Raw genomic sequence first — 21,172 nt, forward strand, 5'->3', positions numbered from 1 at the left:
CAAGCCTTCATAGCAAATACTTTTTTATTGCGCGGTTTTTTTTCTAACTTTGAAAGAATAAGGATTTTTCAAATCCATCATATAAATCTTCAGAAAATCTTCCCAATGAAATTAACCAAGACTTTTAAAGCCTTTTTTGAAAACGAAAAATCGGGAGGAATTATCTTGCTATTTGTCACGATTTTATCTCTTTATCTTGCCAACTCTTCTATTCAAGTTCCATATGTTACTTTTTGGGAGAAAGAAATTTCGGGACACTCTATAACTCATTGGATTAATGATGGATTAATGACAATCTTCTTTCTTTTGATCGGATTAGAACTGGAACGCGAAATTTATCATGGCGAATTATCCAACATTAAGAATGCTTCACTGCCAATTATGGCCGCTTTTGGCGGAATGCTTGTTCCTGCAGCAATTTTTTTGGCATTAAACTATGGAACAACTACACAAAACGGAGCCGGAATTCCTATGGCAACCGATATTGCTTTTGCAATCGGGATTTTATCGCTTCTTGGCAATAAAGTTCCTACTTCATTAAAAGTTTTTTTAACTGCTTTGGCTGTAATTGACGATTTAGGAGCAATTATCGTGATTGCCATTTTTTACACGACATCAATCTCTTTTTTAAATCTTGGAATTGCTCTTGGAATCTGGTGTTTACTTTTTGTTTTAAACCGAATGAAAATTCACAATCTAATTCCATATTTGATCGGTGGAGCAATAATGTGGTATTTTATGCTTAATTCTGGAGTTCACGCAACCATAACTGGTGTGATTTTAGCGTTTGTTATTCCGTTTGGAGATGGTGGCGAAAAAACATCTTCATATAGGCTACAGCACTTTTTACATCAGCCAGTTGCTTTTTTCATTTTGCCATTGTTTGCAATTGCAAATACTGCTTTAACAATTTCAGACAATTGGCACGAAGGTCTTAGTCATGTTAATACTTACGGAATTATTTTGGGGCTTGTAGTTGGAAAACCTCTTGGAATTTTGCTTTTCTCCTCAGTAGGTGTAACTTCGGGTTTATGCATTTTACCGAAAAACTTAAAATGGGCACACATTTTAGGAGCAGGAATGTTAGGCGGAATTGGTTTTACTATGTCAATTTTCATAACAGTTTTAGCATTCAAAAACCCTGAAATTGTCGTTTTTTCTAAAATAGCTATTCTGATTGCTTCCTTCTTAGCAGGATTAATGGGATTTGTTTATTTAAAATATACATTAAACAGAAAGTAAATTTCGAATGTTTTAAATTCTAATTACTGAGTTTAACTGATGAAAAGAATTAGACAAATACTTGCAATATCAATATCTCTCATAATATTGCTTGTTGGTATTATTCTCTATCAAGTCATAACATATAAACCTCCGATTTCAGATTTTTACAATCAGACTCCTACTTTACTATTTTGTGGAAATGCATATTCAAAAGGAAATCCAGGAAATGGAAAAGAAATCTTTAATTCTAATTGTGCCGCTTGCCATAAACTAGATTCCAAGAGTACTGGACCTGCACTTCGTAATATAGACTCATTGGTTTTTATAAAATGGATGTTAAGGAAAAACTATAAAATCGATATCTTGAAGATTGAAAAGTTTGGAATTGATTATCACAGAACAACATTTAAAGATGTTATCAATGAAGAAAATCTTCCCGACTTAATTGATTATTGTTCAGGAGTACGGTATTGAATCTCAAAACAAAAAAATCCAAATTCCTGTTTAAACTTGGAATTTGGATTTTTTAAATATTGGAATTTCTTTAAAACTAACCTTTGATCTGTTTTAAAGAAGTTTTAATTCCTTTAATTAATGATGAGCTGAAACCATTGTGTTCCATTTCATTTAAACCGACAATCGTACAGCCTTGAGGCGTCGTTACACGATCGATCAATTGTTCTGGATGCACTCGTTCTTCTAAAAGCATTTTTGCAGCTCCTTTTACTGTTTGTGCTGCAATTGCTAAAGCAGTGTTAGAATCAAAACCGATTTCGATTCCCGCTTGCATAGAGGCACGAATGTAACGTAATGCATAAGCTGTTCCGCAAGCGCCTAAAACTGTTGCCGCGTCCATCAATTTTTCGTCGATCACAGGAGCTGTTCCTAAATCTTGGAATAAATCTACAATTGGAGTAGCATTTTCTTTATATTTTTCTGGAAAAGAAATACAAGTTGCCGATTCTCCAAATTGCGCCGCTATATTTGGCATAATGCGCACTACAGGATATTCGTAGTTTGTTTTGGTTTGAAAAACATCCAAAGACAATCCGCTTACTGCAGAAGCAATTGTTTTGTTTTTAATAACTGGTAAAATCTCAGCCAAAACAATATCTACCTGATATGGTTTTATGGTTAAAATTATAACATCAGCTTCCTGAATGTTGTGTTTATTATCGTTTGAAACCGTAATGCCATATTCTGATAAATATTGAATACTTGCAGTGTTTCTTCTAGTGACAGTAACTTGGTTGTTTTTCGAGAATTTAGCAATCCCTAAGGCAATAGAAACCCCAAGGTTTCCTCCTCCAATAATGTGTACTTTCATTTTGGTTTGGCTTTAATTTATTTCTGGTTGGTAAACAGCATTTTCCGCTTGCAAATTACGCAGATTTTAGAGATTTTAAATCACTGCAAACTGCTAATTTGTGGCAAAAATCTAGAATTCAAGAATCAGATCTAGCTATTTTTTTAGAAACAAATAGATTATTTTAAAGCAACTTTCCTTTTAAAAGCAAAGAAGCAATTGTAAAATAGATTACTAATCCAGTTACATCTACTAAAGTAGCTACAAAAGGTGCCGATGAAGTTGCGGGGTCTAGCCTAAGTTTTTTTAATAAAAACGGAATCATCGAGCCAGACAAAGTTCCCCATAAAACGATAAACACCAATGAAAGCGATACGGCAAGACCAATTGTAAGCCAATGTTCTCCATATTCATAAAGCCCAGTTTGCTGCCAAATAAATATTCTGATAAAACCGACAATCCCTAAAATGGCACCCAATAAGAAACCCGAGGCGATTTCTTTTTTCATTACATACCACCAATCTTTTAGCGTTAACTCTTTTAGAGCCATTGCACGAATAATAAGAGTTGCAGCTTGTGACCCTGAATTTCCTCCACTCGATATAATAAGCGGAACAAATAATGCCAAAACAACAGCTTTTTCGATTTCTCCTTCAAAAAATCCCATTGCCGAAGCAGTGAACATTTCTCCAATAAAAAGAACAACAAGCCATGTCGCTCTTTTCTTAACCATCTCTACAAGTCGTGTTTGCACATATGGCAATTCTAAGGCTTCTAATCCCCCGAATTTCTGAATATCTTCGGTATCTCTTTTCTCGATGTCTTCTTTAATGACATCGATAATATCATCAATTGTAATGCGACCCACCAAGCGCCCTAATTCGTCAACAACCGGAATTGCCTCTAAATCATATTTCTCCATTAAACGAGCAACATCAACATCTGGCGTTTCAACATTTACATAATTTAATTTTCTAATGTAAATATCCGAGATTTGTGTTTTGGTCGAAGTAGTCAATAAATCTTTAAGTGATAATCTTCCTTTTAAACGATTTTCATCATCAACTACATATATAGAATGTACTCTGGAAACATTTTCTGCCTGAATTCGCATTTCTTTGACACAGGTTAAAACATTCCAGTTTTCATTTACCTTCACTAATTCTTTATGCATTATACCTCCAGCGGTATCTTCATCGTATCGAAGTAAATCTACGATGCTTTTTGCGTGCTCAACATCCTGAAGTTCTGAGATAACTTCAGCTTTACGATCTTTTGAAAGTTCACCAATAATATCTGCCGCATCATTGGTTTCAAGCTCATCAAGTTCTTCCGCAATTTCTTTTGGAGAAAGTCGGCTTAAGATTTTTTCACGTAAATCATCGTCTAATTCAAGTAGAATTTCGGCGGTTTTTTCACTGTCTAAAACTTTGAAAATATAAGTTGCATCATCAATTTCTACTTCATCAAGAATTTCGGCGAAATCTGCGTGGTGAATATCATTTAGCAAGATTTCAAGCTCCTTATTATTTTTTGCCTGAATAAGTTGAGCAATCTGTTTGATTAATTCTTTACTGATTTTGAACTCCATTGGCTTCTATTTTTTGAGTTAGTTCAATAAATTCATCTACGCTAAGCTGCTCCGGACGTTTATCAAAGATAGTGTCTTCTCGCAAATTGTCTGATAAATTTAATGTTTTCAAACTGTTACGTAATGTTTTTCGTCTCTGCTGAAAAGCCGTTTTTACAACTGTAAAAAATAACTTTTCGCTACAAGGAAGGTTATAATCTTCCTTTCGGGTCATTCTCATCACACCCGATTTCACCTTGGGCGGAGGAATAAAAACGTTTTCATCAACCGTAAACAGATACTCTGTATTATAGAAAGCCTGAGCTAAAACTGATAATATTCCGTAGGTTTTTGAGCCTTTCTTTTCGCAGATGCGCTCAGCTACTTCTTTCTGGAACATTCCAGAAAACTCTGGAATCTGATGTTTAAGATCTAAAGTTCTAAAAACAATCTGAGAAGAAATATTATAAGGAAAGTTACCTATTATGGCAAACTGTTTATTTTCGTAAACTTCATTTATGTTATACTTCAGGAAATCCTGAGAGATAATCTTATTCTTTAATTTCGGATAATTGGCATCCAAATACGCTACAGATTCGGTATCGATTTCAATAACGTGTGTATTAATTGGTTTTTCGAGCAAATACTTAGTAAGCACACCCATTCCTGGTCCTATTTCTAAAACCTCCTCATATCCTTTAAAAGTCAAAGTATCTGCAATAGCTTTTGCAATACTTTCGTCTTTAAGAAAGTGCTGTCCTAAATGTTTTTTGGCTTTTACTTTTTCCATTTCATTTCTTGTTTGCCACGAGGCTGCAAAAGTATTCTTTTTGTTGTAAAGGCACTAAGAAGCAAAGCTTTATTTTTGTTTTTTTTGCAAGAAAGTCTCAAAGACGGCAAGTTTTTATGCTTTTTTCTCAATTATAAACCAAAAACTGAGAGCCGAGACCGAGAATTAAAAATTTAATGCTCCGAAATAACCTCTAATTCTGTTCTGAAAGAAAGCATTTTGTCTGCAAATAGACTTAAAGCTTCTCTATGAAATTCTGGTTCATCTTCGATATAAAATTTCTCCAAAGTTTCCTTACTGTCTGTTATATACTGTACAGAATATGTAATTCCGCCCATTTCTTCTTCAACCAAAACTTTTACAATTCGTGCAGAAGAAAATTTTTCAGTTGCTAGAATTTCGGGTATGTGTTTTTCCTGCATCCATTTTAACCATTGGTCATGAACGCTTTCGTGTATGTTTGTGGTAACGTTATAAATAATCATTTCTTTTCTAATCTAAGGTTCTGAGATGCTAAGATTCTAAGGTTCTGAGTTTTTTTCTCTTGATTCTTAAATCTTTTCAAATCATCATTTTACTAATTTTTCTTGTTTAATCGTTTATTCGGTTAATCGATTAAACCGAACTATAAATTCTTATCTCCTCTTAACTCGCGGTATTTTTTTCTGGCATCGACAAAATAAATACTGTCTTGATGGTTGAAAATTACCTTTTCGTATAAAGGCTTTGCCTTTTCTGGATCTTTTAATTCATCGTTATAAATTTCAGCCGAGAAAAACAGCGCTTCGTCTACATAAATTCCGTCGCTGTGATTGTCAATAATTTGCTGATATTGGCTTAAAGCCGAAGCAAAATCTTTCTGGCTTTCATAAACTTTGCCTAAACGCAATAAAGTTACCGCTTCAATTTCTTGCCCTTTATACGTTTTTAGAATATTTTGAAATTGCGCTATCGCTTCTTGCTTTTTATTCTGATAAATTAAAAAATCTCCTTTTGCAAACTGTTTCAGCGCCACTTGAGTCGAATCTGCTGCGGTATTATCATTAATTAACAGAAAATATTCTAAAGCATCATTGGCGATCAATTGTGTGTTTGCGGCTTTTAATTCTTTAAACTGTTTATTTGCCCATTCAAAATCACCTTTGTAATAACTTGTTTTTGCCGCTTTCAAACTGGCTTCGTGCGCCATTACATCATTCTTTAAATCCAATTGAATTTGCGAATAGTAAATAAGCGCCTGATTGTATTTTTCTTCCAAAAGCAAAATATCCGCCAACTCCATTTTTGCATCGGCTTTTTGATATTCGTTTAAATTCAATTCCAAAGCCTTTTTCATTACAGCTTTCCCTTCTTCTATTTTTTTCAAATTAAAAGCCAGAAAATGAGCTTGAATGATTTGCAAAGATAAGGTAAAAGGATTTATTTCGTAAGTTGCCAACAATTGCTGCAGTTCTTGACTGATTGCTGGATAATCTTTTTCCTGCGCTTTATCGATCTTTATTTGCATTAAACTCGCATTACTTTGAATCAGCAAATCACGGTCTTTAGTATTTTGAAGAATGAAATTTAGAATTTCTTCTGCCGTATCATTGTCTCCTTCATTCAATGCAAACTGACTTAAATTGACGATGCTCATCAACGATTCTGGTTCGCGTTTGTAAATGGCTTTTTCTTGAATGAATGCTTTTCCGAATTCTTTTTGCTGCACATAAAACCAGCTTAAGTAATGATTCCAGAAAACATCTTGATCCTTCTGAGTTTTTAAGATTAATGCTTTTCGCATGGCATCTTTAAAAGCGGTATTATCGGTTTCTCCATTCATGAATCGAGAAAGTTGCGTCTGAATCAAATTAGTATTCTGCGGATTTGTGAAAGATTCTGTCAATAACAAATCAATCATTAAATCGGTTTTTCCTAACTGACCGTACAGCATTCCTATTTGGAAATTGAAATTAAAGTTGGGCTGAATTTGCATTGCGGTCTGATAGGCTTTTAAAGCATATTCTAGCAATACTTTTTTCTCAAATGAATTTGCAATTCCGTAAACATCATTCGGGCTTGTTTTTATTTTCTCGATTGCCTGTTCGTAGTAATTTTTGGCTTTCGAATCGTTTTTCTGTAATTGAAAGTTGTAACCCATTTCAACTAAAAAAACACCTTGTTTGTAGCGGTTAAAACGATCTTGAATTGCTTTTTCGGCGTTTGCAAATTGCTGCAATTGCTGATAACAATCGATCGTTCTTAAAAAGTACTGAGTATTAGATGGCGCAGCTCGCAAAAGCTCTTCATAACTAATTTTCGCTTTATCAAAATCTCCTTTGTCGTAATAGTATTGAGCCAACTGCTCGTTTTGTCCAAACGCAAAACCAGAACATAATAAAACGATACCCATCAATATGTTTTTCATACTGCTTTTTATTTAGTTTTCAGTCGCAGTTCTCAGCCAACACTAGGACTATAAATATTGACTTTTTAGTTTTTAGCTACTGTAAACTGTTACCATAAACTGAGACTTTTTTACTTTTCCAAAAAATCAAGCCCAAACCAATTAAAATAAATGGAATACTTAAAATTTGTCCCATATTAATCAGCATATTATTTTCGAAAGCTTCTTGATTTTCTTTGAAAAATTCAATTATAAAACGACCTGTAAATAATAAAGTTAAGAAAGTTCCGAAGATTAATCCTTGCGCATTTCTGATTTTTTCTGATTTGTACATATAAAACAGAATTCCAAAAATCAATATATAAGCAAAAGCTTCATACAATTGCGTTGGATGTCTAGGAATTAAATCATCTCTCTGAAAAATCACTCCCCAACTTCCGTCGGTAGGTTTTCCATAAATTTCAGAGTTCATAAAATTTCCCATTCTAATAAAAGCCCCCGTTACAGGAACCGCAACAGACATTTTATCTAAAAGCCCTAAAAATTGAACTTTAAATTTTCGACAATATAAAATCATTGCCGTAATAACTCCGATCGAACCTCCATGACTCGCCAAACCTTGATACCCAACAAACTGATAAACTCCTTTTATCTTTTGTATTGGTAAAAGAATTTCTATCGGATGTTTGAAGAAATAGTCTGGTTCGTAAAAGAAACAATGTCCAAGTCTTGCACCTAAAACGGTTCCGACAATGACATAAATAAGTAAAGAATCGAGATTGTCTAAGGAAAGATTTTCTTTTTTATATATGTTTCTGACGATATAAAACCCGAGAAGAAGTCCGCAGGCAAAAAGAGCTCCGTAATATTTTAACGGAAAACTATCCGTAATCCAGAAAATGACAGGATCTACGTTCCAATTTAATATTCCGTTTTTCATAAGTTGTAATTTTTAGTCACAGTTTTCAGTCACAGTCCACAGCCGAAACTGTAAACTGAGACTGAGACTGTAAACTAAATTAATTTATAATATCAAATCCGCAGTAAGGACGTAAAACCTCTGGAATTACGATTCCTTCTGGAGTTTGGTAATTTTCAATAATTCCAGCTAAAACACGCGGAAGCGCCAATGAACTTCCGTTAAGCGTATGAGCCAATTGGTTTTTTCCGTCTTTGTCTTTGAAACGTAATTTCAAGCGATTTGCCTGGAAAGTTTCAAAGTTAGAAACAGAACTGATCTCTAACCAACGATCTTGTGCTGTAGAAAACACTTCAAAATCATACGTCAACGCAGATGTGAATCCCATATCACCTCCGCAAAGGCGTAAAATTCTATAAGGTAACTTCAATTCTTGAAGAATCTCTTTTACGTGTTCAACCATTCCATCAAGCGCAGCATAAGAATTATCTGGATGCTCTACACGAACAATTTCTACTTTATCAAATTGGTGCAAACGGTTTAAGCCGCGAACGTGAGCTCCGTAAGAACCTGCTTCACGACGAAAACATGGTGTATATGCTGTATGTAAAACAGGAAGATCACTTTCGTTTAAAATAACATCGCGGAATAAGTTGGTAACTGGAACCTCAGCTGTTGGAATCAAATATAGATCATCAATTGTAGAATGATACATTTGTCCTTCTTTGTCTGGCAATTGTCCTGTTCCAAATCCTGAAGCTTCGTTTACTAAATGAGGAACCTGAACTTCATTATATCCTGCAGCGGTATTTTTGTCTAAAAAGTAATTGATTAAAGCACGTTGCAAACGAGCTCCTTTTCCTTTATAAACAGGAAATCCTGCACCAGTGATTTTTACACCCAATTCAAAATCGATAATATCATATTTCTTCACCAATTCCCAGTGTGGTTGTGCTCCTTCGTGCAAAACGGGAATATCTCCTTCTTGAAAAACATTTAAGTTATCATCTGGAGTTTTTCCTTCAGGAACAATATCAGCCGGTAGATTTGGTAAAGTGTATAATTTATTCGTTAACTCAACGGCCAAAGCTTCTGCTTTTTCGCTAAGTTCTTTGCTTTTTTCTTTTAGCGAAACTGTTTTTTCTTTTAAGATTGCTGCTTTAGCTTTCTCTCCAGCTTTCATCAATTCACCAATATCTTTGGACAATTTATTAGATTCTGATAAAGTATTGTCTAATTCCACTTGTGCAGCACGACGATTTTCGTCTAATTGAACCACTTCTTCAACAACGCTTTTAGCATCGATATTTCGTTTTGCTAAAGCCTTGATTACTTTCTCTTGATTTTCTCTAATAAATGCAATTTGTAACATAGCTTGATTTTTATAACTATTGTATTTTTATAACGGAAGCAAATTTAAGGAAATGTTTGTTAACAAAAGGACAAACTTTCTCAGGAAAACCTAAATCTCCTATAAATAGCAAAAGCACTCTAAAAGTGCTCTTGCTATTATTTGAATTTTATAAAGTTTTACTCCAAAAAACGATGTCTATCGTCTCTATGAAAAGCATAATCTCTACCATTAAACTTAATTTTTTCAAGTTCTTTTTTGGTTTTCAGATCACTTTTTTCTTCAATTCCGTTTTCCAAATCACTTTCGACAGCTTCTTCATAAGAAAAGTTTTTGGTGATTATCAAATCAAAATAACCGTTTGTTTTCTGATCAGAAAAACTCATTCCCGTTTCTAAAGTTTCTACCTGAAAGGTTCCGCCTCCGTTAGAATCACCGTTGGTCAATCGAATAGGATATTCGTATAAAACCTTTTTAATTTCATTGTCAGCCAAAGTAATCAACGTAAATTTTTGTTCAGAATACAGTACGATTCGGCTGCTTGCACTGGCTTCTGTATAAAAAGCAATAGCAGGAGTTTTTTCATTTAGAAAAACCAAATCTCTCAAGATGTGAGATTTAGAAAACTGAATGGCTTCATTATCATAATAACCTAAGTTCTCATCAAATTCTTCAGCAATTACACTTCCGTCTTCTCTATTTACAAATAAATATTTACGCTGAAAAAAATCTCCTAATTCTTCTTCATCCTCCGATCGAAGTGCTTTCTTCCTATGTTCAACTGTAGTCAAAACAAAAAATGTCGTTTTATCATCGTAGTTGATAGAACTTGTTTCCTTAATTCTAATGCTAGAATATTTGATTTGTAGATTGGAAGCGACTTTAGAAAGTAATTCCAGATTTAATTCTTCTGAATCTTCAATTTCATCAGGATTTTTAAAAATGAGTTTTTTTATCGGCTTCTTACCAAGACCAAGATGTGCTTGTGTTTCTGAAAGCAATTCCTGATACTGAACTTCGGCATCGTTTTTAACATTTTCCTTTTTCCCACAGGAAAACAAAAACATCAAAACGGCACTTAAAAGAATCGTTTTTTTCATAGGCTTTGGTTTGTTAGAAATTTTAGGGCATTCCAAATATATAATTTTCTTACAAACCATAGCAAAAAAATAAAAACTTAATCTCTCTTAATTTCGTGTCCTACAAATTCTTCCAGTGTTTTAAACATTTCTTCTACCGAAAGTACTTCTGTATCAGGATGCGATTTTAAGAAAGCGGCATTCAACTCTGCCAAGTTTTCATCCAATTCAAAATAAGCATTATTGTTTAGCAAATCCTTGAAAGCATTTGGTGTGTCGTATTTTTCTTTTAGAAATTTTCCTAATTTAATGTTGCTTTGCAAACGCAGTTTACGGCATTGCTCTTTAAACAATTCCAAATGTTTTTCTGCGCCTATTAAAGCTAAGCCTTCTTCAATTAACTCGTTCAATTCTTTATTCCATCCTGAATCATAAACGAATTTCGAAAAATTACCTTCCGCATATTTTGAGGCGTAAAAATCCAGATAGTAACTCATTAAAGCATCTTCGTGAATCAAGTCGTCGTCTATTTTTTCTTCTCTCATTAAATTGATTACCGAAATATTCGAATTAACAACATCTTGCGGGTTTTCGCTTTTTGAAGCAGTTTCTGAAATTATGATTTTACCGAATTCCATTTGAGTTTTTATTTAAAAATTTGTTTTGCAAAGTTGCGAGAAATAATTAAGATGACTGTAAAACTAATTGAAAATTGAAAAAATAAAAAGAGAGAAAAATTACTTATTTCAAGCATTAACAAAACTGAAGACAATAGTTATCTTGCTATTTTTTACTCAATGACAACAAAAAATGTATTAATTCTTTTAAATAGAAAAACTGTATTTTAGCACTATCTGAAACTCTTCCTCATCAATTAAAAACTTCCAAATAAATACACCTCAAAAATGTATCATTTAGACTACTCTATAGATTTAAAATGAAAAATAAAATTCGCTCTCTTATGAATTCTTTTGGAAATAACGACTGTAATAATTTTGAAAAGACATTTACTTATCTGGAAGAAGTTGGAAAAATACTGCCTCACTCCAAAATTTGTTTTGATCTTTTAAAAAAGTTGAATTTTCAAACTACAAATTCAGAATTAGACTCTTTGATATTAGCCTTACACAAAATACGATTTGCTTCTAACACCAATAATTACTTTTACTTTTATTTTCCTTTAGTCAGTCATATTTTGTATTACAAACCTATGTCCGAAAAAGAAATTTTAAAATATTTAATAGATCCAAACTTTGCAAACGGCACATGTAAAGTCGAAGAAATGATAACAGTGATTAATGGCGCTATGAAGTACAAGCTAGACGAGAATAAAAACTACCTCAGCAAAGAAAGCCAAGATTGGACTACCAATGAATTACCAAAATTGGAAAAAGAAGTACAACGCGAAATAGATATTTGCTGGAAAGAACTTGAAGACTAAAATTTATGGCAATAAACTACAATTTAGAAATAGAATTCCTCAAAAAGGTAGAAGACAACAATAACAGAACAGCCTTAACTGTAAATCAAATTGAAGATCTTCTTTCAGAATTCCCAAAACTACCCGAAGATTATATTGCTTATTTACAAGAAGTTGGTTCGGGAAGTTTTAGAAACTGTCAATTTAATATTGCCTCTTCATTATTTAATTTAGAAGACTTAGGCTTGGAGAATCACTACGAATTGAAATCAAACATTTGGTTTTTTGGAGATAATTTTTCTGGCGATTTTTCTGGTTTTGACTTTGATCGGAATGATGGTAAAATCGTTGAATTTTGGCACGAAAGCGGAGAACTTTATTACACTAATAAGTCGTTTCAAACTTATATAAGAGAACAAATGTTAATGGATGAGAATGATATTAAATAAAATTATACCTTTTGCATTATTTTTATTTGTTATTGAGCACAATCTTTAATCAAAATTAGCGTTATCTTTATCTAATATAAAGATGCTAATAAATTAAACACCTTTAACGCAACTATTTGGAGACAAATGCATCTGATTATATAGATAAAACTTTATATAAAAGTTTTTGCAACCAAAACCAAAATCATGAAACAGATCATCTTAATTCTTAGCATTCTGCTTGTTTTGACAAGTTGTGAAAATGATGATTTACCAAACTCTGATGTACAATATTCGTTAGTTGCCAAAGGAGATTCTTTTCCTAATGATAAAAGTCTTGCTCCGCGACATTTAATAATTAAAGATCAAAAAAGTTGGGATAAATTAATTACAGAAATGAATGTTTCTAGTGATTTATCAAAAGATTTTAAAGAAATAAACATCGATTTCAGTAAATATCAAGTCATTGCTGTTATAGACAAAACCCAAAACAGTGGCGGACATTCTATAGATGTTGTCGAAATTACCGAAAACCGAAATACCATTATCGTCAAAGTAGAAAAACTAAAAAATGGCAATAGCACTTTAAAGCTATCAAGACCTTACGATATCATCAAAACAGACAAAACAGACAAAAAGGTTATTTTTGAGCAATAGCTAAATTCCTTTATTTTCTACTAACAAGTTTTTCAGTTCATTGGTTTTCAAAAAAGCCGCAAAACGCCCAGACAGTAATAGCATTTCTTTTTCTTCTGGGGTTATTTTTAATTTGGTTTCAACATGCGAAGCATACTCATAAAGCATTAAAAGTTCGCTTGCATCAAAATCTTTAAACTTTTCTCTATCTAAACTAGACAGTTGGGGTTCACCAAATTTATCTTTTTTAAAACTGTCTATACCAAACTTTGCAATCAATTTGGCTCGAAAATCATCGTGAAGTTTCAGCCAACTTGCAGCTTCATCATCAGTATCTTTTAATTGTGTTACCAACTCTTCGTAAGCCTGATCTTTTTTCAAGGTTATTAAATAATCACGCAAAGTTGTAAAACCAATTACTTGATAATTTGAAGTTGGGATTTTGTATTTATCCAGCACATTTTCGACATCTTTTTCAAAAGTCATATATCTAGTTTGAACCGTATACAAAGAAGCAGTCTCTAACAAAGAAAGCAACCTAATCTTTTCATCATTTATAAAAGGCGCTTTTTTTCCTTGCCCTAAACAATCAATAAAAAGCGCTTTTTTATTCTTATCTTTCACTTTAGAATCGTTGTGAAGCAGTTCTATTAAGGTTTCATATCCCATATTATCAGACGCACCACCATCAATAACGCATAAAATTTTATCTTGATTTTTGATTCCGAATTTGGTCTTAGGAAGAACTCCAGGAAAAGCAGAACTTGCCGTAATCGCATAAGTCAGCGGAAAGTCGTAACCGTTATTGATATGATTTTCGTCAAGCGAAAGTGAAGCTTTATTAGGAGCCAAAGACTCATCAATTTTTAAAGCACGAATAATGTGTGGCATGAATGGAAATCGTTCTCCGTTATTATAAGCCGTTCCATTTGCCACCATAATAGGCAATTGCGGATTAAGTTTGCTGTCTTTTGGAATAAAGAAATCAGACAATAACATTTGAGTCTTAAACTTATTCTGATTTTCTGGGTTAGCGCTATCATACTGCAAAACTTCCAGATCAAGCCGTTGTGCCATCGAAATTTTTTCTCCTTTTTCGTTTCTGCTGTTATTTAAAAGAGAAAAAATAGTGGCCGATTTATTGACATCTGATTTGAAAGCATCGGCTTTAGAAAAATAAAACTCATTAAAACTACAATTATCATATTGCAATTTGTTTTTCAGAATGGTCAAATAATAACCTGCCGAATAACAGCCTCCAGAAACAGTCGAAAAATAATCTATTTCATTAAGAAAATTACGGCTCGAGTTGTCTTCTTGAATTTCTTCCAAACCTAAAAGAACGCCCATGCTAAAAAACTGCGCTCTAGATCCTCCGCCAGAAATAGCAACTCCCAAAGCAATATTAGGGTTTTGAAGTCGGCTGTCTCGATCCTGAACCGATTTGTATTCACTCAAATTGACCGCAGGAATTGAGTTATAGTTAATCTCAGAAAATAGATTAATCTTATTTTGAGCAACTCCCTCATTGACTAGAAAAAGAAAAAAGAATCCTATCGAAAGTCTCTTAACCATCATAAAAATAACAACATTATTTTTTAAAGTTTAAAATTACTTGAATTAATTCAAACTAAAATGCTTGTTCATTGATTTTTAACTTTTTCTGATTTTATTTTCTGAATTAGAAACAAATTTTTAATTAAACAGTAATCTTAAAATAACCTTGAAAAATAAAACGTGTTTATGAAATACAAGAATAAAGCGTAATTTTATTCCTTTAAGAGAGGGTTAAGCTTAAAAACAAGAAAATATGGGGGGAAGAAAAGCATTAGAATATTACGTTTTAGACGTATTCTCAAACGAAAGTTACAAAGGAAATCCGCTTTCGGTTGTTTTTACAGATGGAAATTTAAAATTAGAAACCTATCAGGATATTTCTAAAGAATTTGGCTATTCTGAAACTTCTTTTGTTTATTATTCTACAAGAGAAAAAGCACTTGTTGTTCGCTCATTTACCCCAACCGGAATCGAAATCGACGGTGCAGGCCATAATTTATTGGGTGCAGTTTGTGGCGCTCTTTTAAAAGGAATGCCAATTTTTGATGAACAAAACGAAAGTGAACCTTTTGTAATTATGAATCATTCGGCAATTCCGGTAACGGTAAGTTTTGATTTGGATACTTTTTTTCCGGTTGTTAAAATGCACCAGAAATCGGCTGTGATCAAACAGGAAATCCCAACGTATAGAATTGCGGTGGCGCTAGGTTTAAAAATTGAGGACTTGGATGTAAATTCTTTTGTTCCAACAATAGTTAAAACAGAAGTTGCCCATACAATGGTTCCTATAAAGAATAGTCAAATATTAAACAGCTTTGTTCCAGACAATCAGCTCTTAATTCAGATCTCTAAAGAATATAATTTTGAAGGTTTTTATTGTTTCGCTCCAGCAGATGAAGGTCTAGATCATATCGTTGAAACAAGATTCTTTAATCCGATAATCGGAATTAATGAAGATCCTGCAACAGGAACGGCTGCGGGACCTTTAATTGGATTTTTAACAGAAAAGAAATTCACTAAATCTGATAAAGAATATAAAATTCTTCAAGGTGTCAAACTAAAACAGGCCTCTTTGATTGAAGTTATGAATCGTCAGGAAGATATTTTGGTTGGAGGTTCTTCGATTATAACCATGAAAGGAGAACTTTATATTTAATGCCGAAATATTCATGAAAAAAATTATTCTATTGATCTTTCTGGTTCTGATATCTTGCAAGGATACAAAATACCAACCTCTAACTTCGAAAGAAGCAGATGTTGAAAGTTTGCTAAAAAAGATCAATCCTAATAAAGAATATGCTTATTGGGAAATTAACTTTTCTATGCCACTTACTCCTAAAGTGATATTTTACAAGGGAGATAAAAAGCTAAAACAAAAAAACAATTACCAACCCATCCAAAGTGGTTTTTTCACGGGTTGTCAACCTATGAGTTGTAGTTACACTATAATTTATTTCGATAATAATAAATGGAACTATGTTTTAAAAAAAGAAGAATTAATCACTTATATAAATAAAATTGATAACCCAGAAGAAGCTTTTCTAATTGCTAAAATTCAAGATTTTGATATTGACCCATATAATCCAAAAGGAAATGGTTATCTCAAAACAAAAAATGGTTATGATTTAAAAGTCATGAAATATATTAGCTGTCCTGAATCTAAAGAATCATTTCTGGCTTCTATTGATTCTTTGGGGCAACTGAAAAGCATAAAAAGTCAAGGTTTTTATTTAAAAACCAAAAACTGCATCGTTTATTAAATCAAACAAAAAAACCGCATCTGGCAGAATGCGGTTTCAAATATTTAAAACTATAGAACTTCTTAGTTCGTTTTCATTGGCGGTAAATCGAAAGCCTTTGAATCGTGTTCGAAGTTGTTTCTGTGTGCCCCATCGCAAAATGGCTTGTTTGAAGAATGTCCGCAACGGCAAAGTCCAAGCGCTTGTCTTCCTTGTAAACCGTAAAGTGCTCCTTCTGGATCCATGATTTCAAAATCTCCTTCAATTTTGATAGAACCATTTTTATTGATGATTAATTTAGTCTTGCTCATAAATTTGTTTTTTTCCGCTGCAAAGATTGCGAAATATATTCTCATTTATAAGCTCGAAACGTAGTTTAAACTGGTTCTATTTTATGTGGGTTTTGCCACGAAGACACGAAGGCACAAAGTTTTATTGTTTCACGCTCCCGATAGCTATCGGGATTAAAAGATTTAAGCACATTAGCACAGATGACTAACTTAAAAAACTTAGATTCTTAATAAAAAATCTTTGCACCTTAGCGCCTTTGTGGCAGAAAAAAAAACTAAAGCGCCTTGTAAACAAAATTCTTAAACTTCACACTTCCTTTTCCAATAGAGCAAAGACCAATCCTTAATCCCAAAAATCCACTCAAAACATTATGATTGTATCCTGAAACTTCTACAGAGTTTTCGATTTTTTTCCAGTCTTTTCCATCAATACTGTAAAACATATCTACAGTGTTTTTAATGTTTTTCAGTTTAAGAAAGACTTTTCGCGTATGCGTATTTTTCTCCGTTGGAAACTGCCATCCTCTCAAATTGGCCAAAATGTTATTTTGATCGGCTAAGATTCCCGAATAATATTTATTATCATAAAAAAGCACCAATCCGCCAGTTGCGTCACCTTCAATTTCCATTTCAACTTCTGCAGAATAAGAATGTCCGCCTGGTACAACTACTAGCGGAGAACTGTTTCCTACTCCATCGCCTTTTCCTTCAATTGTCAAAGTATTATTAGCCACTTTAAATCTTGAGTTTTCCACTTCATTATAAAACTTCCATTGTGGCTTTAAGGCCGAACCTCCAAAATTATCGCTCAAAGAAAACTCAGGAAGCGTCTTTCCCTCAGGTTTTGCAATCGGTTTATCAGTTTGAATGTTATCAGAAATTTTATACCAACCGTCTTTTGTCCATTCTATAGGTTGTAGCAAAGTTTGACGGCCTAAGTTATAATAGTCTTTTTCATAACCATGAAAAATCATCCACCATTTTCCGTTTGCATCTTCAAAAACAGTACTGTGTCCTTTTGACCACCAAGTTTCAGAACTGTTGTTCGTGCGAACAATCGGGTTATGTGGTGAGTTTTCCCAAGGTCCCAAAGGCGATTTTGATCTTGCAGAAATAACCATATGACTTGTCGCTGGTCCAGCAGTTCCACCTTCGGCAACGGTCAAATAATAGTATTCTCCGCGCTTGAATAATTTTGGTCCTTCCATACAAAAACATTCAATACTCCATTCGCGCGGAATTTTCCAACCGTCATAAACATGTTTTAATTCGCTGGTTACCGAAAGTCCGTCTTTTGATAAAGCCACATAACCGCCGTTACTAAAATATAAAAAGCGGTTTCCTTTATCATCTGTTACGTGTCCAGGATCTATGTTGCCAATTTTCAAATCTACTGGTTCGCTCCAAGGTCCGCTAATAGAATCTGCAGTAACTACAAAATTGGTATTATTCGCAGGAAAATAGATGTAATATTTATTGTTGTATTTGATTAAATCTGGCGCCCAAACGGCTCCAACATATTTATGAAGTGCATTGGTTACAGGTTCCCAATTCATTAAATCGGTTGAGTGCCAAATTAAAAGCCCGGGATAATAATCAAAAGAAGAATGAACGACATAATAATCTTTTCCGTCGCGCAACAAACTAGGATCTGGATAGTCACCCGCAAAAATCGGGTTTGAATATTGTCCTTGCTTTAAACTTTTTTCTGATTGTGATTGAGAATAACCGCAATACACAAACAATATTAAAATGGTTAGATATATTTTCTTCATGTTTTTGATATTTTTTTCAAATATAGTCAAAAAGACCATAAGTAAAATATGCCACAGATTAAAAGGATTAAATGATTTTTTGAATTGCGTCCAGCTTTAGCTGGATGTCATAATAGTGATTCGATAAAATGGCTTTAGCCAAAAATGAACGTTTGGCTAAAGCCTCACAACTTTACATTATTAACCTCCAGCTAAAGCTGGAGGCAATTCATAATTAAAAATCTTTTAATCCTTTTAATCCTTTTACTCTATGGCAATAAAAAAGCTTTGTGTCTTAGTGCCTTCGTGGCAAAAATCTTAACGAATCTCTAGGAAAAACTCAGCGAATCTCCACGTAATATTAAAATCTCAATTCTATTGCTTATTTTTGCACTCAATAAAATTGAATTATGATACAAGATCCAAAGAGATATACGATCACGGCGGCATTGCCTTACACCAACGGGCCTATTCATATTGGGCATTTGGCTGGGGTTTACGTGCCTGCAGATATATATTCCAGATATTTAAGATTGCAAGGAAAAGATGTAGCATTTATTTGCGGAAGCGATGAACACGGGGTTGCAATCTCTATGAAAGCTAAAAAAGAAGGAGTTACACCACAGCAAGTTATTGATAAATATGATGGAATTATCCGCAAATCTTTTGAAGATTTCGGAATTTCATTCAATAATTACTCAAGAACTTCGGCGAAAATTCACCATGATACAGCTTCGGAATTCTTTAGAACATTGTATGATAAAGGAGATTTTATCGAAGAAGTGACGGAACAATTGTACGATGCAAAAGCAAATCAGTTTTTAGCAGATCGTTTTGTTGTCGGTACTTGTCCGAAATGTGATAATCCAGAAGCTTACGGAGATCAGTGCGAAAAATGCGGATCGACTTTGAACGCGACTGATTTGATCAATCCAAAATCGACTATTACTGGAGAAACTCCAATTCTTAAAGAAACAAAACACTGGTTTTTACCTTTAGACAGATATACTGATTTTTTAACTGAGTGGATTTTAGTTGGGCATAAAAGCGACTGGAAAACCAACGTTTATGGACAAGTAAAATCTTGGATCGACGCAGGATTAGAACCTCGTGCCGTAACGCGTGACTTAGATTGGGGAATTGATGTTCCTGTTGAAGGTGCCGAAGGCAAAAAACTTTATGTTTGGTTTGATGCACCTATCGGTTACATTTCTTCTACAAAAGAATGGGCAGCGCGCGAGGGAAAAGATTGGGAACCGTATTGGAAAGATCAAGATACAAAACTGGTTCACTTTATCGGAAAAGACAATATTGTTTTCCACTGTATCATTTTCCCTGCGATGTTAAAAGCTGAAGGAAGCTATATTTTACCAGACAACGTTCCAGCAAATGAGTTCTTGAATTTGGAAGGAAACAAGCTTTCGACTTCTAAAAACTGGGCGGTTTGGTTGCACGAGTATTTAGAAGAGTTCCCAGATAAGCAAGATGTTTTGCGTTATGCTTTAACATCTAACGCTCCTGAAACAAAAGATAACGACTTTACTTGGAAAGATTTCCAAGCTAGAAATAACAACGAATTGGTTGCTGTTTTTGGAAACTTCGTAAATCGTGTTGTGGTTTTAACCAACAAATATTATGATGGTGTAATCCCGACTCCAAACGAATTTACAGAAGTTGACGAACAAACTTTGGCAGAATTAAAAGCGTATCCAGCCGTGATTTCAAGCTCGGTTGAGCGTTACAGATTCCGTGAAGCTTTGGGCGAATTGATGAATGTGGCTCGTTTAGGAAATAAATATCTTGCAGACGAAGAGCCTTGGAAAGTTATGAAAGACAATCCAGAGCGTGTAAAAACTCAAATGTATGTGGCCTTGCAAATTGCTGCTGCGTTAAGCGTTTTAGCTGAGCCGTTTTTACCATTCACAGCGGCTAAATTGTCAAGAATCTTAAATTTAGGTGATTTGAAAGAACACTTTAAAGGATTTAGCAAATTCTTAAAAGAAAACCATCCTGGAGCTACAGATGTTATTTTGGATAAAACATTAGGTTGGAATGATATTTCTGAGCATTCAGATTTATTGCCAGCAGGACATAAAATTGGTGAAGCAGAATTACTTTTTGCTAAAATCGAAGACGAAGAAATACAAAAACAAATAGATAAATTGGAAGCAACAAAAACAGCTAATTTGGCTGAGAGCAAACAACCAGATCCGCAAAAAGATTTAATTCAGTTTGAGGATTTTGCGAAAATGGATATTCGTATCGGAACTATTCTTGAGGCTGAAAAAATGCCAAAAGCAAACAAACTTTTGGTTCTTAAAGTAGATACAGGAATTGATGTTCGTACGATTGTTTCAGGAATTGCTGAGAGTTTTTCGCCAGAAGAAATCATCGGAAAACGTGTTTCTGTATTAGCAAACCTTGCTCCAAGAGCTTTACGTGGTGTTGAAAGTCAAGGAATGATCTTGATGACAACAAATGCAGAAGGAAAACTGGTTTTTGTAAATCCAGATGCTGATGCGCCAAATGGAGCTACGGTAAATTAAAGATTTTAAAAGATGTGTTATTGCACATCTTTTTTTATCTCTTTTATATTGATTTTGGCTGTCCTGCAAGGTTTTCAAAACCTTGTAGGTTTGAATAAATTGCCATACCTACAAGGTTTTGAAAACCTCGCAGGAATAAAAAAGTTTATTTTTCTTACAAAATATATTTTTAGTTGT

Annotated in this window: 19 protein-coding genes and 1 pseudogene; 8 read left to right on the top strand and 12 right to left on the bottom strand. The window is 33.7% G+C overall.

Annotated elements, in window-relative coordinates:
* Positions 1-105 precede the first annotated feature (105 nt).
* Together nhaA and AC1Q5Z_RS08560 are read left to right on the top strand one after the other, a co-directional pair.
* The gene (gene nhaA / locus AC1Q5Z_RS08555) at positions 106-1,242 is read left to right on the top strand and encodes a Na+/H+ antiporter NhaA (protein ID WP_343584854.1); all 1,137 of its coding nucleotides are present in this window, start codon (positions 106-108) and stop codon (positions 1,240-1,242) included.
* A gap of 210 nt (positions 1,243-1,452) precedes the next feature.
* A pseudogene (locus AC1Q5Z_RS08560) lies at positions 1,453-1,698 on the top strand (c-type cytochrome); the annotation flags it as partial.
* Positions 1,699-1,774: 76 nt separating this feature from the next.
* Here AC1Q5Z_RS08560 and proC read toward each other — a convergent pair.
* The 9 genes from proC to AC1Q5Z_RS08605 all read right to left on the bottom strand — a co-directional run bounded on the left by proC (position 1,775) and on the right by AC1Q5Z_RS08605 (position 11,263).
* Positions 1,775-2,551, bottom strand: coding sequence for a pyrroline-5-carboxylate reductase (proC, locus tag AC1Q5Z_RS08565; RefSeq protein ID WP_198855211.1), 777 nt, complete (start codon positions 2,549-2,551; stop codon positions 1,775-1,777).
* A 163-nt stretch (positions 2,552-2,714) separates the two neighbouring features.
* Positions 2,715-4,121: a magnesium transporter gene (gene mgtE / locus AC1Q5Z_RS08570; RefSeq protein WP_198855210.1), complete on the bottom strand. Its 1,407-nt coding sequence runs from the start codon at positions 4,119-4,121 to the stop codon at positions 2,715-2,717.
* On the bottom strand, positions 4,102-4,890 hold the full coding sequence (gene rsmA / locus AC1Q5Z_RS08575; RefSeq protein ID WP_198855209.1) for a 16S rRNA (adenine(1518)-N(6)/adenine(1519)-N(6))-dimethyltransferase RsmA: 789 nt from the start codon (positions 4,888-4,890) through the stop codon (positions 4,102-4,104). Before rsmA ends, mgtE begins: the two co-directional genes overlap by 20 nt.
* A gap of 173 nt (positions 4,891-5,063) precedes the next feature.
* The gene (locus AC1Q5Z_RS08580; RefSeq protein ID WP_198855208.1) at positions 5,064-5,375 is read right to left on the bottom strand and encodes a DUF4286 family protein; all 312 of its coding nucleotides are present in this window, start codon (positions 5,373-5,375) and stop codon (positions 5,064-5,066) included.
* Positions 5,376-5,515: 140 nt separating this feature from the next.
* Positions 5,516-7,297, bottom strand: a complete 1,782-nt coding sequence (locus AC1Q5Z_RS08585; RefSeq protein WP_492444360.1) for a tetratricopeptide repeat protein — start codon at positions 7,295-7,297, stop codon at positions 5,516-5,518.
* A gap of 76 nt (positions 7,298-7,373) precedes the next feature.
* Positions 7,374-8,216 carry a prolipoprotein diacylglyceryl transferase gene (gene lgt / locus AC1Q5Z_RS08590; protein WP_492444362.1) on the bottom strand — a complete coding sequence of 281 codons (843 nt, stop codon included), beginning with the start codon at positions 8,214-8,216 and terminating at the stop codon, positions 7,374-7,376.
* Between the two features lie 79 nt (positions 8,217-8,295).
* Complete coding sequence (gene serS / locus AC1Q5Z_RS08595) at positions 8,296-9,567, bottom strand: serine--tRNA ligase (protein WP_198855205.1); 1,272 nt, start codon at positions 9,565-9,567, stop codon at positions 8,296-8,298.
* A 158-nt stretch (positions 9,568-9,725) separates the two neighbouring features.
* Complete coding sequence (locus AC1Q5Z_RS08600; protein ID WP_198855204.1) at positions 9,726-10,646, bottom strand: hypothetical protein; 921 nt, start codon at positions 10,644-10,646, stop codon at positions 9,726-9,728.
* A 77-nt stretch (positions 10,647-10,723) separates the two neighbouring features.
* Positions 10,724-11,263: a DMP19 family protein gene (locus AC1Q5Z_RS08605; RefSeq protein ID WP_198855203.1), complete on the bottom strand. Its 540-nt coding sequence runs from the start codon at positions 11,261-11,263 to the stop codon at positions 10,724-10,726.
* Positions 11,264-11,562: 299 nt separating this feature from the next.
* Between AC1Q5Z_RS08605 and AC1Q5Z_RS08610 the strand changes: the two genes are divergently transcribed.
* The 3 genes from AC1Q5Z_RS08610 (at position 11,563) to AC1Q5Z_RS08620 (ending at position 13,130) form a co-directional block, all read left to right on the top strand.
* Positions 11,563-12,066 (top strand): hypothetical protein, encoded by a 504-nt coding sequence (locus AC1Q5Z_RS08610; RefSeq protein ID WP_492444364.1) that lies wholly within the window; start codon positions 11,563-11,565, stop codon positions 12,064-12,066.
* Positions 12,067-12,071: 5 nt separating this feature from the next.
* Positions 12,072-12,494: an SMI1/KNR4 family protein gene (locus AC1Q5Z_RS08615; RefSeq protein WP_343584840.1), complete on the top strand. Its 423-nt coding sequence runs from the start codon at positions 12,072-12,074 to the stop codon at positions 12,492-12,494.
* Positions 12,495-12,680: 186 nt separating this feature from the next.
* Complete coding sequence (locus AC1Q5Z_RS08620; protein WP_343584838.1) at positions 12,681-13,130, top strand: protease complex subunit PrcB family protein; 450 nt, start codon at positions 12,681-12,683, stop codon at positions 13,128-13,130.
* On the opposite strand, the gene AC1Q5Z_RS08625 is transcribed toward AC1Q5Z_RS08620, so the two are convergent.
* Positions 13,131-14,687 carry a patatin-like phospholipase family protein gene (locus AC1Q5Z_RS08625; protein WP_492444367.1) on the bottom strand — a complete coding sequence of 519 codons (1,557 nt, stop codon included), beginning with the start codon at positions 14,685-14,687 and terminating at the stop codon, positions 13,131-13,133.
* Positions 14,688-14,919: 232 nt separating this feature from the next.
* Between AC1Q5Z_RS08625 and AC1Q5Z_RS08630 the strand changes: the two genes are divergently transcribed.
* Positions 14,920-15,822 carry a PhzF family phenazine biosynthesis protein gene (locus AC1Q5Z_RS08630; protein ID WP_278020107.1) on the top strand — a complete coding sequence of 301 codons (903 nt, stop codon included), beginning with the start codon at positions 14,920-14,922 and terminating at the stop codon, positions 15,820-15,822.
* 13 nt (positions 15,823-15,835) lie between these two features.
* Positions 15,836-16,426, top strand: coding sequence for a hypothetical protein (locus AC1Q5Z_RS08635; protein WP_343584832.1), 591 nt, complete (start codon positions 15,836-15,838; stop codon positions 16,424-16,426).
* A gap of 62 nt (positions 16,427-16,488) precedes the next feature.
* Here AC1Q5Z_RS08635 and AC1Q5Z_RS08640 read toward each other — a convergent pair whose 3' ends face one another.
* Positions 16,489-16,716, bottom strand: a complete 228-nt coding sequence (locus AC1Q5Z_RS08640) for a CDGSH iron-sulfur domain-containing protein (RefSeq protein ID WP_198855197.1) — start codon at positions 16,714-16,716, stop codon at positions 16,489-16,491.
* A gap of 254 nt (positions 16,717-16,970) precedes the next feature.
* Positions 16,971-18,470 carry a family 43 glycosylhydrolase gene (locus AC1Q5Z_RS08645; protein ID WP_492444370.1) on the bottom strand — a complete coding sequence of 500 codons (1,500 nt, stop codon included), beginning with the start codon at positions 18,468-18,470 and terminating at the stop codon, positions 16,971-16,973.
* A 389-nt stretch (positions 18,471-18,859) separates the two neighbouring features.
* Between AC1Q5Z_RS08645 and metG the strand changes: the two genes are divergently transcribed.
* Positions 18,860-20,995 carry a methionine--tRNA ligase gene (gene metG / locus AC1Q5Z_RS08650; protein ID WP_198855195.1) on the top strand — a complete coding sequence of 712 codons (2,136 nt, stop codon included), beginning with the start codon at positions 18,860-18,862 and terminating at the stop codon, positions 20,993-20,995.
* Positions 20,996-21,172 lie beyond the last annotated feature (177 nt).

The organism is Flavobacterium sp. GW823-FHT06G12 (assembly GCF_058794775.1).